The sequence below is a fragment of the Pseudomonas sp. I8001 genome (assembly GCF_013385345.1).
GTDB lineage: Bacteria > Pseudomonadota > Gammaproteobacteria > Pseudomonadales > Pseudomonadaceae > Aquipseudomonas.
On sequence record NZ_JACAQC010000001.1, the window covers coordinates 114,141 to 130,319 of the forward strand.

Genomic DNA, 16,179 nt, shown 5'->3' on the forward strand with positions numbered 1-16,179 from the left:
GCCCGCTCCCACATTGGGTCTTTGTTGTTCATTCATTATTTATTCGGCAGGACATCCCCACCATGCACCCCAACCCGGCAATCACCCTCGAAAACCAATTCTGCGCCCACAACTATTCCCCCTTGCCGGTGGTGATCGTCAAGGGCGAGGGCGTCTGGGCCATTGGCGATGATGACAAGCGCTACCTGGACATGATGTCGGCCTATTCCGCCGTCAGCCACGGCCATGTCCACCCGCGCATCCGCGCCGCCGCCGTGGCGCAGATCGACAAGATCAGCGTGGTGTCCCGGGCGTTCTACAGCGAACCCTTGGGCAACTTCCTCAAGACCTTGTGCCGCATCACGGGCTTCGACTCGGCCCTGCCGATGAACAGTGGCGCCGAAGCTGTGGAAACCGCGATCAAGGCGGCGCGACGCTGGGGCTACCGGATCAAGGGCATCCCGGCCAATCAGGCCAACATCGTGGTGGCCGACAACAATTTCCACGGCCGCACCTCGACCATCGTCGGCTTCTCGTCGGAGGCGGACTACAAGGCCGACTTCGGCCCATTCTGCAACGGTTTCACCGAGGCGCGCTTCGGTGACATCGAGAGTTTCCGCCAGGCCATTACCGCCGACACCTGCGCGGTGCTGATCGAGCCGATCCAGGGCGAGGCCGGCATTCGCGTGCCGCCCGCAGGTTTCCTGCGGGAACTGCGCCAGCTGTGCGACCAGACCAACACCTTGCTGATCCTCGATGAGATCCAGTCCGGCCTGGGCCGTACCGGCAAGTGGTTTGCCTTCCAGCACGAAGGCATTCGCCCCGATGCATTGATCCTCGGCAAAGCCCTGGGCGGCGGGATCATGCCGGTATCGGCGTTCGTCGCTGATCATTCGATCATGGACCTGTTCGACGCCGGCAGCCACGGCTCGACCTTCGGCGGCAACCCGTTGGCGGCGGCCATTGGCCTGGAAGCGTTGAAGGTGCTGGAAGAGGAGGGCTTGATCGATAACAGCGCGCAACTGGGCCACTACCTGGTGGAGCGCCTGAAGGCCATGCACTCGCCGGCCATCCGCGAGATTCGCGGGCGTGGCTTGTGGGTCGGCGTGGAACTGGACCGCGATGCGCGGCCCATCTGCGAAGCGCTGCTGGCCGAAGGGCTGCTGACCAAGGAAACCCACGAAAACGTACTGCGCATCGCACCGCCGTTGTCCATTACCCGCGAAGAACTGGACTGGGGCCTTGAGCGTATCGAGCGGGTATTCAAACAGCTATGAGTGAGTATCTCAGTCACCTCGACATCGACGGCCAGCGCTTTGCCTGGATCGACCTGCACCAGTTGCTGACCCCGGCGCAACTGCAGCGCCTGCCGTATTCCGTGCGCATCCTCCTGGAAAACATTGCCCGCTGCGCCCCGGCTTCGTTGCCACAGGTAGTGGCGCGGGCCATCGGCGAAGGGCCGGATTGCGAGGTGCCGTTCCAGCCCAACCGGCTGATGTTCCACGACACCACGTGCCTGCCGGCCCTGGCGGATTTCGCCGGCATGCGCGATGTGGTGGCCGAACTGGGCGGTGATCCCCGGGCGGTGAACCCCTCGATCCCGGCGGTGCTGACCATCGACCATTCGGTGATCGTCGAGCACTACGCCGAGGCGGGCGCGGTGGATGCCAACCTGGACATCGATTTTCGCCGCAACAGCGAGCGCTACCGTTTTATCAAGTGGGCCCAGGCCAGCCTGGATAACTTCAAGGTGATCCCGCCGGGCACCGGGATCATCCACCAGATGAACATGGAGTCCATCGCCCAGGTGGTGTGGGAAAGCGCGCCGCGCAACGGCCACGTGCTGTTGCACCCCGACTGCATGGTCGCCACCGACAGCCACACGCCGATGATCAATGCCATCGGCGTGCTGGGCTGGGGCGTTGGCGGGCTGGAAGGGCAGGCGGCGATGCTCGGCGAACCGGTGCCGATTCCTTATCCGCAGGTGGTGGGCATTCGCGTCACCAATGCGTTGCGCGACGGCGTGACGGCCACTGACCTGGCACTGACGGTGACTGAACTGCTGCGCCGGCGCAGCATGGTCGGCAAGTTTGTCGAGTTCACCGGACCGGGCCTGGCGTCCCTGAGTTGGGCGGCGCGGGGCACCGTGGCGAACATGGCGCCGGAATACGGTGCGACCGTGGTGTTTTTCCCGTTTGATGACGAGACGCTGGCGTACCTGACCCTGAGTGCGCGCCCGCAGGCCTTGATCAACAAGGTCTCGGCCTACATGTCGGCGCAATCTCTGTGGCGCCGGGACGACGATCCCGAGCCGGTGTTCGATGAGTTGATCGAGCTGGATCTGGCGCAGGTTGAACCGAGTGTCGCCGGCCCGCATCAGCCCCATCAGCGCCAGTCCCTGGCCCAGGCCGGGGCGTCGTTTCATCAGCATGTATGCGCGCAAAAGCAGGATTTCTTCGAGCCGTCATTCCAGGTGCCGATCACCCATGGCGCGGTGGTGATGTCGGCCATCACCAGTTGCACCAACACCGCCAACCCGGCGCAGATGATCCAGGCCGGGCTCTTCGCCCGTAACGCCCGCGCCCGTGGGCTGACGCGCAAACCGTGGGTCAAGACGTCGCTGTCGCCAGGCTCACGGGTGGTGGCCGATTACCTGGAAGCCGCCGGCTTGCTGGAGGATTTCGCCGCGCTGGGTTTCGACCTGGCGGGCTTTGGCTGCATGACCTGCATCGGTAATTCCGGCAGCCTCGAACGCCATGTCGAGACGTTCGCCGAGCAGGGCTTGAAAGGCGTGGTGGTGCTCTCGGGCAACCGCAATTTCGAAGGCCGGGTCAACCCGAAAGTCCCTGCCGGCTACCTTGCTTCGCCCGCGTTGTGCGTGGCCTATGCGATTGCCGGCAGCATCGACACCGACCTGTCGGCCCAGCCGCTGGCGATGGATGCCCACGGCCAGCCGGTGTTCCTGCATGAGTTGATGCCCAGCGAAGCCGAGGTGGCCGCGCAAGTGGCGGCGGTGGTGCGCCCGGCGCTGTTTCACCAGCGCCAGGCACTGCTGTGGCAAGGCACTCACCATTGGCAGGCGCTGGAAGCCGACGCCAGCGTGCAGTTTGCCTGGCACCCGGCCTCCACTTACCTGCGCCGCCCGCAGTACCTTGCCGGGGTAACGCCGGTGCCGGCCGCGTCCTTGGCCATCAGCAACGCCCGGGCTTTGGTGGTGCTGGGGGATAACGTCACCACCGACCATATCTCCCCGGCTGGCACGATTCCGGCCGACAGCCTGGCCGGGCACTGGCTGCGGGAGCGCGGTGAAGCGCTGGCGGACCTCAACCAGTATTCGACCCGGCGCAGCAACCACGAAGTGATGGTGCGCGGCGCGTTTACCAACCCGCGCCTGAACAATCTGCTGTCCTGCGACCAGCCCCCGCGCCAGGGTGTCTGGGCCTGGAATGCCGACCGCAGCGACTACCTGCCGCTGTACCTCGCCGCGCAGAGCTACGCCGGTACACCCACCGTGTTGTTCGCCGGGATCAACTACGGTGCCGGCTCCAGCCGCGACTGGGCAGCTAAAGTCCTGACCCTGCTGGGGATCAAGGTGGTGGTGGCCCGCAGTATCGAGCGAATCCATCGCAGTAACCTGATCGGCATGGGCGTGTTGCCGCTGGTGTTCGATGAAGGCGCATCGGTGCAGGACTTGAACCTCGACGGCAGTGAGTCCCTGAGCTTCCTCGGCCTGGACGCGTTGCAGGTCGGCGACAACCCGATCACCTTGCAGATTGACCGCGCCACCGGTGAGACCACGCGTACCCCCCTGACCTTGCGCCTCGACTCGTTGCAGGAGGTTGGTTACCTTGAACACGGCGGCGTCTTGCCCTTCGTCATTCGCAAGACCGTGCAAAGAACCGTTCAAGGAGCGCGTAATGATTGACCCGCAGGTACTGCAACAACTGGCCCCCGAGGGTGTGCTCAGGGCTGCCATCAACTTTGGCAACCCGGTGCTGGCCCAGCGCGGCGAGGACGGCCAGCCCCAGGGCGTGTCGGTGGCGCTGGCCAGGGCCCTGGCCGATGAGTTGGCGGTCGACCTTGAGTTGATCACTTTTGATGCGGCGGGCAAGGTCTTCGCCGCGCTGGGCGATGACCGCTGGCGCGTGGCATTCCTGGCCATCGAACCGGTGCGCGAGCAGGAAATCGCCTTCAGCGCGCCCTACGTGATCATCAAGGGTACGTACCTGGTGGCGGTGGATTCACCCCTGGGCAGCGTGTCCCAACTCGATGCTCCGGGCCAACGCATCGCTGTCGGCCAGGGTGCCGCGTATGACCTGTACCTGAGCCGCACAGTGCAGCATGCCGAACTGGTACGCGCGCCGACCTCGGCGGCTGCCGTGGACCTGTTTATCGAGCAAGGCCTGAACGCCGCGGCCGGGGTTCGGGATTACTTGCAAACCCGGCTGGATGAGCGCTGGCGCCTGCTGGAGGATGACTTCATGAGCATCAGCCAGGCGGTCGCAGTACCGGTAGCGCACGCAGCCGCTGCCGCGTTCGTCAAATCCTTTGTCGAACGGCAGAAAGCCAATGGTCTGGTAAGACAGGCGTTGTTGCGCAGCGGGCAAAGCCTGGAACTGGCGGCGCCTTAGAGACGGCGCAGGAAGGATTTGACGATTTGCTGGGTGGCCTGGGTGGTATCCAGGTCTTCCAGGCGTGTGTAGGGATGCCACTGGCATTCCTTGATTTCGCTCAGCGGCCGGGCTTCGTCGATATTCACCACCGACGCCTCGAACACATGGTGCAGGGTGTCGCTGGCCTTCAGCTCCTGCAATAACAGCAAACTGTCCACGTTCAGCCCGGTTTCCTCTTCCAGTTCTCGTGCGGCAGCACCTGCCGGGCGCTCATGGCGCTCGACCTTGCCGCCGGGCAATGCCCATTTCGATCGGGCTTTACGCACGAACAGGATGTGCCCGTCGTGCTCGCAAATCACCGTGGCCCTTATTTTCATCGTCTGTGCCCCCGCAGCTGGATGATTGTCATAAAAGTGTAATGCAATTGTCATGCTCAGTCTTTATCCGGCAGGGTGGAGAGGGGGCCGGAAAACACCGATACTGCCCCATCGAAAAAAAACTCACCTGAAGGAGATGCAGATGAACACCGTACGCTGGGGCATGATCGGCTGTGGCGATGTCACTGAACTCAAGAGTGGACCCGCCTTCTACAAAGCGCCAGGTTCTGCGCTGGTGGCCGTGATCGGGCGGCGCGAGGAGGCCGTGCGCGATTATGCGGCACGCCACGGCATTGCTCGTTTCTACACTGACGCCCAGGCGCTGATCGACGACCCGGAAGTAGACGCGGTCTACATCGCCACACCGCCCGACAGCCACCTCGAATACAGCCTGATGGTGGCCGCTGCCGGCAAGCATTGCTGCGTCGAGAAGCCCATGTCCCTGAATGCCGAGCAAAGCGCGCTGATGCAGCGCACCTTCGAACAGGCCGGGCTGCACCTGTTTGTCTCCTATTACCGGCGTTCCCTGCCACGCTTCCAGCAGGTGCGGGACTGGCTGCAGGACGGGCGCATCGGCGAATTGCGTCACCTGACCTGGACCCTGTGCAAGCCGCCTTCGGAAGACGATGCCAGCAGTGCCAACTGGCGCACCGACCCGGCGATTGCCGGCGGCGGGTATTTTGCCGACCTGGCCAGCCACGGTTTTGACCTGTTCCAGTACCTGGTCGGGGATATCGTCGAGGTGGCCGGGTTTACCGCGCGCCAGGCGGGGCGCTATGCCGCCGAAGATGCCGTCACCGCCTGCTGGACGTTCGCCTCGGGCGCGCTGGGCATGGGCTGCTGGAACTTTGTCGCCGACCGGCGCGAAGACCGGGTGGAGATGATCGGCAGCAAGGGCCGCATCACGTTTTCGGTGTTCGATGAGGCGCCGTTGCGGCTTGAGGGCGAGACCAGCGAGGTGCTGGAGGTGCCCAACCATGCACATATCCAGTGGCATCACGTGCTGGGGATGAATGCGCATATTCGCGGCGAGAGCAAACACCCGGCACTGGCGATCGAGGCGTTGAAGACCGACCGGGTCATGGACCGGGTGCTACAACGTAACCCCAACCTGGCGGTTTAGCGGTGCTTTAATTTTGTCTTTTTAAGGAATGAACGGATGAAAATGAAAGCAGCCTGGATTGTGCTTTGCCTGGCGTTGGCCGGGGCCGCGACGGCAGCGCCACGGGCCCAGGGGCAGGCCGGGGAGTTTGACTTTTATGTGTTGTCGCTGTCCTGGTCGCCGACCTTCTGCCTGACGCACCCGGACGACCAGCAGTGTTCGGGCAAGGGCTACGGGTTTGTCCTGCATGGGCTGTGGCCGCAGTACGCGAAGGGCGGCTGGCCGGCTTCGTGTGAGCCGCAGTCGCGCTTGTCGGATGCAGACTTCGCCCGGGGCAGGTCGCTGTTCCCGTCGCCCAAACTGCTCAGGCATGAATGGGCCAAGCACGGCACCTGCAGCGGCCTTGAGGCTTCGGCTTACCTGGACAAGACCGATGCAGCGCTCAGCGTGGTCAAGATCCCGCAGCAGCTTGAGCCCTTCAATGTCCGAAGCGGCCTGGGCGCGCGGGACATCGAAGCGCTGTTTCGCGAGAGCAACCCGGCCATGGGCAACCATGGCCTTGCGGTGATCTGCAAGGGTGCCGTGCTGACCGAGGTGCGGGTGTGCCTGACCAAGGACCTGGCGTTTGCCGGCTGCCCGCGCAGCGTCAAGAGCCAATGCCGGGATGGCGATATTCGGATCCCGACCCAGCGCTAAGCGGACTCAGGCGGGCCCATAACCTTTATGGGCCTGCTCGATCTCCTCCACCAGGCGGTCAATGCCCGCCAGGCGTGCCCGGTTGTCGTGGTCCCAGGGATGGAACCCGGGCTTGAAGTAATGCAACCAGGGCAGCGCCATGCGCGGGAACACGCCCTTGGGCCCGTACAGAAACTTGAGCATCCGCCAGAAGCCCTTCAAATGCCCGCCCGAACGCCGGTCGGCAAACAACAGGCGCAGGTGAAAGTCCAGGATCGTCAGCCAGAACAGCCCCGTGGTGATGAGCATGGTGGAAGTGCGCAGCAGATAACGCTTGGGCCCGGGCTTGATCACGCTGTTCCACACATCAAACGCCACCGCCTTGTGCTCGGTTTCTTCCAGGGCATGCCAGTACCACATCTGCTGGTAACCCTTGACCGAATCCCCGAACCGCGACGGGTCGCTGAGGAGGATTTCCGCGAGCATCGCGGTGTAGTGCTCCAAGGCAATGGTCACCGCCAGGTTGAAGGAGGCGGGCAGGTATTTCTTTTGCGCGTCGAGGATCATCTTCAGCCGACGGTCGAGGGTATTCGCCGGCAGCCCTGCGGCTTGCAGCAGGTCGTTGTAGGCCACGTGCTCGCGGCTGTGCATGGCTTCCTGGCCGATGAAGCCCTGGATTTCTTTCTTCAGCTCCGGGTCTTCGATGCGCTGGCGGTAGTGACGCACGCTGTCCATGAAGAACAGTTCGCCCTGGGGAAACAGCAACGACAGTGCGTTGAAAAAGTGGGTAATGAACGGGCCTTGTTCATGCCAGTCCTTGATGCGTTCGGCCGGCAGGGCAAAACGGAGGTCGCGGCGAATCGGCAGCATGGTCGGTACTCCAGTTCAGAGACGGTGCTCTTCGTTGGTTTCAAGGACGGGCGAGGGCGCATTGCGTTGCTTGGGCGCCATGCGTTTGCTGGCCAACACCACCAGTGCTTGATAGGCGGCAGGCAGGCAGCGCGCGAGCAGGTCCAGAAAATAGGCGTCGCGGCCAATCAGCACGCGGCGTTTGTTTTTGCGTACGCCATGCAGGATCACTTTGGCGGCCTGGTCGGCGTCGGTGATGAACAGCTTTTCGAAGTCGGCCCGGGCCTGCTGTTCGCTGTGAATCAGGAAGCCGGTCATGTTGGCGTCGATCCGGCTGCTGCGGCAGATGTCGGTGCGGATCCCGCCAGGGTGCACGCAGGTGGCCGAGACCCCGCTTTTCTGCAGGTCGAGTTCCTGGCGCAAGGACTCGGTAAAACCACGCACGGCGAACTTGGTGGCGTTGTAGCCGCTCATGCCCGGCTGGGCGAACAGGCCGAACACGCTGGAAGTGTTGACCACATGCCCATCGCCGCTGGCCTTGAGGTACGGCAAAAAGGCCTTGGTGCCGTACACCACGCCCCAGAAGTTGATCCCGACGATCCATTCCAGGTCGGTGTAGTCCACGCCTTCGACGGTGCTCGACAGCGCGACGCCGGCGTTGTTGAAGATCAGGTTGATCTGGCCATGTTCGGCGGCGCATCGGGCGGCCCAGTCTTCCACGGCCTGGCGCTCGGAAACGTCCAGCACCTGCGAGGTGACCAGCACCGGTGCAAGCACCTGGGCCTTGATCAGTGCGACGGTCTGCTCCAGGCCCTGGCTGTTTTTATCCGCCAGCGCCAGGTGGCAGCCTTCACGCGCCAACGCCAGGGCCAACGCGCGGCCCATGCCGGAAGCGGCGCCGGTAATGGCCGCCACGCGGCCGTTGAATGACTTCATGACAGGCTCCCTTCTGCGGTGGTGTGGGGCGTCGCGGCCGGGCGCGCGGTGGACGGTATCGGCACCAGGCTGGCGACGTAGTCCTTGAGGGCGAAATGCCGGGTGACCTGCTTGAAACGCCAGGTGGAGCCGGGCCACAGCGTGGTGTTCTTGCCGGTGCGTGGGTCCAGGTACCAGCTCTTGCAGCCGCCGGTGGACCAGATGGTGCCGTTGAGTTTTTCCTGCAGCCTGGCGTTGTAGGCCAGTTCCACCGCCGGCTTGACGTCCACCGTGGCGATGCGATGACGCTGCATTTGCTGCAGGGCATCGAGGATGTAGGTGACCTGGGCCTCGATCATCAGAATCATCGAGTTATGCCCCAGCCCGGTGTTGGGGCCGACGATCAGGAACAGGTTCGGATAACCCGGCACCGTGGTGCCCAGGTAGGCGTGGGCGCCGTCTTGCCAGGTGTCCATCAGGTCGATGCCGTGGCGCCCGATGATGCAGTTGCGGGGCAGCGGATCGGTGGCCTGGAAGCCGGTGCCGAAGATGAGGCAGTCAGCCGGGTGCTTGATGCCGTCGGCGGTGATCACTCCGTCGGCCTCGATGCGCAGCACGTTGTCGGTTACCACCTGCACATTGCTGCGGGACAGGGCCGGGTAGTAGTCGTTGGAGATCAGCACGCGCTTGCAGCCGATGGTGTAGTCCGGCGTCAGGGTCTTGCGCAGGGAAGGGCGGGCCACTTGTTTGTGCAGGTGGCGCACGGCGATTTTCTGCACCATTTTCATCAGGCGCGGGTGCAGGGCAAAGCCCACCACGCGACCTTCCAGTGCCCAATAGAACGCGCCGCGTACCAGGCGCTGGGTGAACGGCAGGTGCTTGAAGGCCCAGCGCTCGAAGCGTGAAATCGGCCGGTCGGGCTTGGGCATGATCCACGGCGGGGTGCGCTGGAACAGGTCCAGGTGGGCCACTTGCGGCGCAATCTGCGGCACGAACTGAATGGCACTGGCGCCGGTGCCGATCACCGCCACGCGCTTGCCCTTCAATGAATACTCGTGGTCCCACTGCTGGGAGTGGAAGCGCTTGCCCTTGAAGCTGTCCAGGCCCGGAATATCCGGCAGTGCCGGGCGCGACAGGCCGCCCATTCCCGACACCAGCACCCGCGCACTGACCTGGCGGCCATTGCTGAAGCTCAGGCTCCAGCGCTGTTGCGCCTCATCAAATACCGCCTTCTCCAGGCCCATGCCAAAGCGCAGGAACGGCGCCAGTTCGAAGCGCCGGGCGCACTGCTCCAGGTAGGCGCGAATCTCCGCCTGTGGCGCAAATTGCCGGGTCCAGTCCGGGTTGGGCGCAAAGGAAAACGAATAGACATGGGATTGCACGTCGCAGGCGCAACCGGGGTAGTGGTTGTCCCGCCAGGTGCCGCCGAGAGCATCGGCCTGTTCGGCAATAAAGAAGTCGTGGAACCCGGCTTCCTTGAGTTTGATCGCCATGCACAGCCCGGCAAATCCGGAACCGATGATGGCGATGTCGATGGTGTCATGGGCATTCATAGGCTGTCCCTCGTGGGCCGGTGGCGCCTTACGGGTGTCGACATCGGATGTGCTCCTTGTTTTTGTTTTGGCTTTTTAGATAGAACACCATTGCAAAGGAAAATTGAATTATTTATTTTAAAAAAGATTTTAAATAATCTACCTGAAAATATCGTCTAGGCTACGACCCAGTTCCTCATGTGCGACTTATCCGACGGACGAGAGCTTGTACGCACACAGTTAAGGTCCAGGGTGGACGATGGCTGAGGCCTTGACCAATACCGGTCGGGCCGCCAGCAACGCAGGGATGCAGAGGACCGAGCTATGGCTGTCGAGTGGGTTGTCGCTGCGGGTGTGTGTGTAGGGTTAAGCGTAGTGTTGTGGGCCTTCAGTGCCCGGATGACACGGCGTATAGAGGCTGCTGTTCCGATCAACGGGCGCTTTCTGGAGATCAACGGCGAGCGCTTTCATTATGTAGACGAGGGCAAGGGCCCACCGCTGGTGATGATCCACGGGCTGATGGGCAGCAGTCGCAACTTGACGTACGCCTTGTCTGCCCAATTGCGTGAGCACTTTCGAGTGATCACCTTGGATCGTCCGGGGTCGGGTTATTCCACCCGGCATGCCGGCACGGCCGCGGACCTGCCTGGCCAGGCCCGGCAAGTCGCCAGCTTTATCCAGACGCTGGACCTGGATAAGCCGCTGGTGCTGGGGCATTCCCTCGGCGGGGCGATCTCCCTGGCACTGGCACTGGACCATCCCCACGCGGTGTCCGGATTGATCCTGGTGGCGCCCCTGACCCATCCCCAGCGCCTGCTGCCGCTGGTGTTTATGTCGTTGGCGATACGCCCGGGATGGCTGCGACGCTTTATGTCGCACACCCTGACCATGCCGATCGGATTGCTGACCAAAGGCTCGGTGGTCAAGGGCGTGTTTGCCCCCGACCCGGCCCCGGAAGACTTCGCCACCCGTGGCGGCGGCTTGTTGGGCATGCGGCCCGAGAACTTCTATGCCGCCTCCACCGAGATCAACCTGGTCAATGATTTCCTGCCGGACATGGTCAAGCGCTACCCGCAGCTGACGTTGCCGATCGGGCTGATCTATGGCGCGCAGGACAAGGTGCTGGATTTCCGCAAACACGGGCAGGCCCTGGCCAGCCTGGTGCCGGGCCTGAAGCTGCAGCTGGTGGAAGGGCGCGGGCATATGTTGCCGATCACGGCCACCGAGCGTGTCGCGGCGGTGGTCGAGCAGATAGCCAAGCGCGTCCGGCCGCCGGAAAGCGCCACGGTGTTGCATCCGCCGTTTGCGTTGGCGAGTAAATAATTGTGCGACTGAACTCGCGGTTCGAACTCGTCAATGCTTGCCCTAGACACCTGACCAAACGGCTGAAAAAGAGACTGCCCGGTCACGTTCAAAAGGGTTCAAGAAACTAGTTGACGACCTAACGATTCCGCGCTATTTATTTAAAAAAATTATTTCAATGTCTAATTTGAAACAATTTTTGAAATGCCTAAGAGCGAATAAAATAATGAAAAAAACGCCTTTTATCGCATGGTTGAATTCTCGGGGCAGTCACCGCTCCGTGTACCTGTCCAGTGTTGATTTTTGCTCCCTGCCTACCTGCGTCGTGCGGAGGCTGCCATGAATCAGACCCTGGCTGCCCCGAACGTCTGGACCGACGGCAAGCGCCACCTGTGGTGGCTCGGCATCATGCCCCTGGCAACCCCAATTCTCTCTGGCGCCCTGGCCATCACTACCGGCGTGCAACAACTGTGGTGGGTCGGTGTGCTGGTGATCTTCGGCCTGATCCCGCTGATCGACGGCCTGCTGGGTGAAGACGTCAGCAACCCGCCCGAGTCCGCCGTCAGCAACCTCGAATCCCAAAGCTACTACCGCTGGATCGTCTACACCGGCGTGCTGTTTGTCATCTCATCCCTGGTGGTCACCGGGTGGCTGGCCGCAGGCGGTATCGACTGGATTATCAATGGCGGCCTGTTGCATGCCACCGCCACCCTGGCCCCGTCGAGCTGGCTGGCGAAAACCGCCGCGTTCATCACCGCGCGCACCGAGCTGCATGGCCAGGTGAGCTGGTTCACCTACCTGGGCATGGCAATGTCCACTGGCGCTGCCACCGGCATCGCCATCAACACCGCCCATGAGCTGGGGCACAAGCCGCGCCTGCTGGAAGTCGTGCTGGCCAAGATCACCCTGGCGCCGACCTTCTACGGGCACTTCTACACCGAACACAACCGTGGCCACCACGTGCGCGTCGCCACCCCGGAAGACCCGGCCAGTTCGCGGTTGGGGGAGAGCTTCTGGGCCTTCCTGCCGCGCTCGGTATGGTTCAGCGCACGCTCGGCGTGGAACCTGGAACGTGAACGCCTGCGCAAACTCGGCCTGCCGGCCTGGCACTGGAAAAACGCCGTACTCAGCGCCTGGATGTACAGCGTGGTGTTGTGGGGCGCGATGATTGCCTGGCTGGGCGCGGCAGTGATTCCATTCCTGATCATCCAGGGCATCTACGGTTTCTCGCTGCTGGAAGTGGTGAACTATGTCGAGCACTACGGCCTGAAACGCCAGAAGTTGCCCAACGGTCGTTATGAGCGTTGCTCGCCACGCCATTCCTGGAACAGTAATCGGATTGTCACCAATATCTTTCTGTTCCAACTGCAGCGGCACTCCGACCATCACGCCAACCCAACCAGAAGTTATCAGTCACTGCGTCATTTTGATGAATCGCCGCAACTCCCATACGGTTATGCCAGCATGATTGTCTGGGCGTATGTACCGTACTTGTGGCGACGACGCATGGATCACCGGGTACTTAATCATTACGCCGGGGATATTACCCTGACCAATCTTCAACCTTCACAGCGTTTGAAGTACCTGGAGAAGTACAGCAACACCACCAGACCCTTCTAACGAAAGCAGTCAGTTGTAGGGCGTACTCGGGATCTGTGTATCGCGCAGGTTTTCATCGCCCAGGCTTTACCGGTTTCGAGTACGGCTTAGTTGCTAGACAGTTGTTTGACCCGAACAAAAAATAAAATGAAGGGAAGGACGTACACCATGCAAAACCCTGCCAAGTTCACCACGCACATTGTATTGGCCGCGCTGGGCCTGATCGTTTACCACCAGGCCCAGGCCGCCCGTATCGAACCTGCCGGCAGCGCGTTTACTGCCCAGGGCCCCATCAGCTTTTCCAAAGGCGCGCTGATCAGCGCGGATTGCACCATCAAGGTCGCCGGCAAAGTGGCGGCGGATGGGTCGTCAGTAAATGTCGACAAAGTTGAGTTCGACGGCGGCCTCAAGTGCAGCCGGGTCGAAGCCATCAACTTGCCTTGGGTATTGGTGGCTAAAGATACCAGGAGCGGCTCCATGTCGAAGATCGCCGTGGATGTGCATGCCTTTGGCCTGGGCGGTAAATGCGGACCCTCTACCGCCGATGGCACTTGGGATAACGCCACGGGCAAGTTAGAAGCTGCCAATGTGCCTATTGGCGAGGACTGCACGATTAAAACGGTGTCGATCAAGATGCCCCCTACTTTCAAAGTTGTTGAATAACACCCCCGAATTTGTAGCGGTAATTGAATTGAAATTTGGCTGGAAAGGGAAGTTCTGCAGATTCACCGTGACCTCTCGATCATGGCCATTACCCCTGGCGAAATGACTCGCCATAACATGTGAGGAAAAACAATGAAAAGCTTGAAAACCCTCGTTTGTGCAACTTCTTTCGCAGTGTGCTTCGGCGCAGCTTCCATGGCCAGCGCGGCTTCCATCTCCCCGGATGGTCCGTTCTCGACCAACGCTGGCACCATCGTCGTGAAGTCGCCTTCGTCCTTCGGTGCAGCCGTGACCTGCGGCATCACCTTTACCGGCAACGTTAGCGGTGGCGTGGCCTCGATCAATGGCGCATCCCTGACCGGTGGCGGTCTGTGTGGCCTGCCAACGCTGACCAACCTGCCTTGGGTACTGACGGCTGCAACGGGTACCACCGGTAGCGTAACCAACGTCGGCTACAAGATCACCTCGATCCCGGCCACCAACTGCGGGCCAACCACCATCGCTGTTACCTGGACTCCAGGCACCAAAACGCTTTCGGCAGCCAATCAGGCGCTGACCGGCAACTGCACCGTGGTTTCGCTGAGTGTTGTTGCCCCAACGCTGACCGTTAACCCGTAAGCGCGACTCCGTAAAGGGCTGATCACCCCGTTGAAAGACCGGTGCCTCGTGTGAGGCACCGGTTGGATACGGTATTTATTGTCTGGGGAACATGACAATGCAAAGCCTTGTGAAAACAGCACGCCTGGGTTCGATGTCAGCGGCTCTGGGCGTTGCCTCATTCATTGCAGTTGCGGCGGGTTTCAGCCCGCCGGGTCCGTTCAGCGTAACCAAAGGCAGTGTTGTGTTGAAGCTGCCGTCGACGTTTCTACCCACGTGTTGAGCGCAACCAATCAAGCCATGAGTGGCTACTGCACTTTGGTGTCGTTGAACGCCACGCTGACCGGCTCGCTCACCACCCATTCCTGAATACCGATACACCGTTACACCGTTCCAGGACAGGCGTTCTTTGAAAGACGTTCTGTGGTTACACGACCCACCGGCAGGGGCCGGGTGTAAATAATAATAAGGAGTACCGCATGAACAATAAGAAACAACACGCTCACACGTTACTGGGACTGGCCCTGCTGGGGGGGCTGATGACCACGGGGCAAGTGCAGGCGGGTGGGTTCTCCACACCGACCTTCGGCGCGCCAGGATGGGGTCGTGCGTTTGGTGGTGGTTCACTGTTCAAAAATGACCCCAGTGCCGCGTACAACAACCCGGCAGCCATGGCCTTTATCGATTCAACCATCGCGCAGCAGACCGTTGACTATGCTCGGATCAAGATCAAATACACCGGCCAGGCCTATGACTACGCGGGCAACCCGGTGACCAATACGCCCGTACTGGATGACCTGGGCAATACGGGCGACCCGGTCCTCAACACTAACAATGGTGGGCAAGGCGGTTTCACCGCTTGGCTGCCGACGGGCTTTCTGGTGATTCCCATGGGCGACCGTTTCGCCTTTGGTCTGAGCCAAGTCGTGCCACAGGGTATGAAAACCACTTGGAACGAAGACTCCAAACTGCGGGATTTCGCGGTTGATACCAAAATCGAGACCATCGGTCTGACCGGTTCCCTGTCGTTCAAGGTCAATGATCAGTTCTCGGTCGGTGGTGGTGCCATCGTCCAGCGCAGTCAAGGGTTCGTCAGCCAGAACGTTGATTTGCTGGCCGCTGCGGATGTGTCTCCAGGACTTGGCGGCGCGGGTCTCCCCACGGGGCTGGGGCATTCCTTGATGCGCGTGAAAGTCGATAACATCTCTGTGGGCTGGTTTGGTGGCGTGGTTTGGAAGCCGACGCTGCAAGACACACTTGGCTTGAACTATCACGCCAAGATCAAAAACAAGATGACCGGCAAATACAACATCTATACAGATGCCGTCGGCCGTAACGCGATGACCAATCCGATCGGTCCGAACGGCGAAACTCTGGTTGAAATCGCCTACCCAGGTCTCAAGCTGTTCCCGGACGGTGCCCACGCCAGTACCCAACTGGATATCCCGGCTACCGCTTCGGTTGACTGGGTTCACCAGTTCAACGACCGCTGGACGTTGGGGGTGAGTGCTACCTGGACTGAATGGTCTTCCTTCCAGGACCTGACGCTCAAATCCCAGGGCACCACCATTGTTGCCATTCCCTACAACTACAAAAACGCCTGGATGACCTCGATTGGCGGCGACTACAAAGCCACCGACGAACTCACCCTGCGCGCCGGTGTGGCTTACGACCAGACACCTACCCGCAACTCTACCCGGGACCCGAGAATCCCGGACGGTGACCGTTACTTCCTGGCATTTGGTGCCGGTTATGACATCAAGGCTATTCCTGGCCTGTCGGTGGATGCCGCGTACTCGCACCAGTTCGTGCAGAAGGTCAACCTGAAGACCAAGAACGTTGATCGTCTCGGTGCGGCGCAGTTGGACGGCGAGGCTGAATCCTCGGGGGATGTGGTCAGCTTGTCGGCAACCTATAAGTTCTAAGGTTGTCGAGGGCAGTCGTGGAGAAGGGCAGCCAGCGCATCTTGCTGCCCG

General features: G+C 61.5%; 14 protein-coding genes. 10 read left to right on the forward strand and 4 right to left on the reverse strand.

What is annotated here, in order from left to right; translation table 11 throughout:
* Window positions 1-62 precede the first annotated feature (62 nt).
* The 3 genes from rocD to HX839_RS00585 are packed head-to-tail and all read left to right on the forward strand — an operon-like array spanning window position 63 to window position 4,610.
* Window positions 63-1,256, forward strand: a complete 1,194-nt coding sequence (rocD, locus tag HX839_RS00575) for an ornithine--oxo-acid transaminase (protein ID WP_087694138.1) — start codon at window positions 63-65, stop codon at window positions 1,254-1,256.
* Entirely contained in the window at window positions 1,253-3,904 is a 2,652-nt protein-coding gene (gene acnA / locus HX839_RS00580; protein ID WP_177035987.1) for an aconitate hydratase AcnA, read from the forward strand. Before rocD ends, acnA begins: the two co-directional genes overlap by 4 nt.
* Entirely contained in the window at window positions 3,897-4,610 is a 714-nt protein-coding gene (locus HX839_RS00585) for a transporter substrate-binding domain-containing protein (protein ID WP_177066593.1), read from the forward strand. The genes acnA and HX839_RS00585 overlap by 8 nt, the downstream gene beginning before the upstream one ends.
* Here the strand turns inward: HX839_RS00585 and HX839_RS00590 are convergent.
* Window positions 4,607-4,969 (reverse strand): NUDIX hydrolase, encoded by a 363-nt coding sequence (locus HX839_RS00590; RefSeq protein ID WP_087694135.1) that lies wholly within the window; start codon window positions 4,967-4,969, stop codon window positions 4,607-4,609. The two genes, HX839_RS00585 and HX839_RS00590, sit on opposite strands and share 4 nt — an antisense overlap.
* Window positions 4,970-5,111: 142 nt before the next feature.
* On the opposite strand from HX839_RS00590, the gene HX839_RS00595 reads away from it, so the two are divergent.
* Both HX839_RS00595 and HX839_RS00600 read left to right on the forward strand, forming a co-directional pair.
* Entirely contained in the window at window positions 5,112-6,092 is a 981-nt protein-coding gene (locus HX839_RS00595; RefSeq protein WP_177066594.1) for a Gfo/Idh/MocA family protein, read from the forward strand.
* 36 nt (window positions 6,093-6,128) lie between these two features.
* Window positions 6,129-6,767, forward strand: a complete 639-nt coding sequence (locus HX839_RS00600; protein WP_371315612.1) for a ribonuclease — start codon at window positions 6,129-6,131, stop codon at window positions 6,765-6,767.
* Window positions 6,768-6,773: 6 nt separating this feature from the next.
* On the opposite strand, the gene HX839_RS00605 is transcribed toward HX839_RS00600, so the two are convergent.
* The 3 genes from HX839_RS00605 to HX839_RS00615 are packed head-to-tail and all read right to left on the reverse strand — an operon-like array spanning window position 6,774 to window position 10,063.
* Window positions 6,774-7,616 carry a metal-dependent hydrolase gene (locus tag HX839_RS00605; RefSeq protein ID WP_003214649.1) on the reverse strand — a complete coding sequence of 281 codons (843 nt, stop codon included), beginning with the start codon at window positions 7,614-7,616 and terminating at the stop codon, window positions 6,774-6,776.
* A gap of 15 nt (window positions 7,617-7,631) precedes the next feature.
* The gene (locus tag HX839_RS00610; protein WP_177066595.1) at window positions 7,632-8,531 is read right to left on the reverse strand and encodes an SDR family oxidoreductase; all 900 of its coding nucleotides are present in this window, start codon (window positions 8,529-8,531) and stop codon (window positions 7,632-7,634) included.
* Window positions 8,528-10,063, reverse strand: a complete 1,536-nt coding sequence (locus HX839_RS00615) for an NAD(P)/FAD-dependent oxidoreductase (protein ID WP_003214655.1) — start codon at window positions 10,061-10,063, stop codon at window positions 8,528-8,530. The genes HX839_RS00610 and HX839_RS00615 overlap by 4 nt, the downstream gene beginning before the upstream one ends.
* Before the next feature lie 303 nt (window positions 10,064-10,366).
* Between HX839_RS00615 and HX839_RS00620 the strand changes: the two genes are divergently transcribed.
* From HX839_RS00620 to HX839_RS00640, 5 genes are all read left to right on the forward strand, one after another.
* Complete coding sequence (locus tag HX839_RS00620) at window positions 10,367-11,365, forward strand: alpha/beta fold hydrolase (protein WP_177008231.1); 999 nt, start codon at window positions 10,367-10,369, stop codon at window positions 11,363-11,365.
* 318 nt (window positions 11,366-11,683) lie between these two features.
* The gene (locus tag HX839_RS00625) at window positions 11,684-12,964 is read left to right on the forward strand and encodes an alkane 1-monooxygenase (protein ID WP_177066596.1); all 1,281 of its coding nucleotides are present in this window, start codon (window positions 11,684-11,686) and stop codon (window positions 12,962-12,964) included.
* Window positions 12,965-13,111: 147 nt separating this feature from the next.
* Window positions 13,112-13,606 carry an alkane oxidation protein activator PraA gene (gene praA, locus HX839_RS00630; RefSeq protein WP_177066597.1) on the forward strand — a complete coding sequence of 165 codons (495 nt, stop codon included), beginning with the start codon at window positions 13,112-13,114 and terminating at the stop codon, window positions 13,604-13,606.
* A 132-nt stretch (window positions 13,607-13,738) separates the two neighbouring features.
* Window positions 13,739-14,224 carry an alkane oxidation protein activator PraB gene (gene praB / locus HX839_RS00635; protein ID WP_177022784.1) on the forward strand — a complete coding sequence of 162 codons (486 nt, stop codon included), beginning with the start codon at window positions 13,739-13,741 and terminating at the stop codon, window positions 14,222-14,224.
* 458 nt (window positions 14,225-14,682) lie between these two features.
* A complete protein-coding gene (locus HX839_RS00640) occupies window positions 14,683-16,128 on the forward strand; it encodes an outer membrane protein transport protein (RefSeq protein WP_177022785.1) in 1,446 nt (481 codons plus the stop codon).
* The last annotated feature ends 51 nt before the right edge of the window (window positions 16,129-16,179 follow it).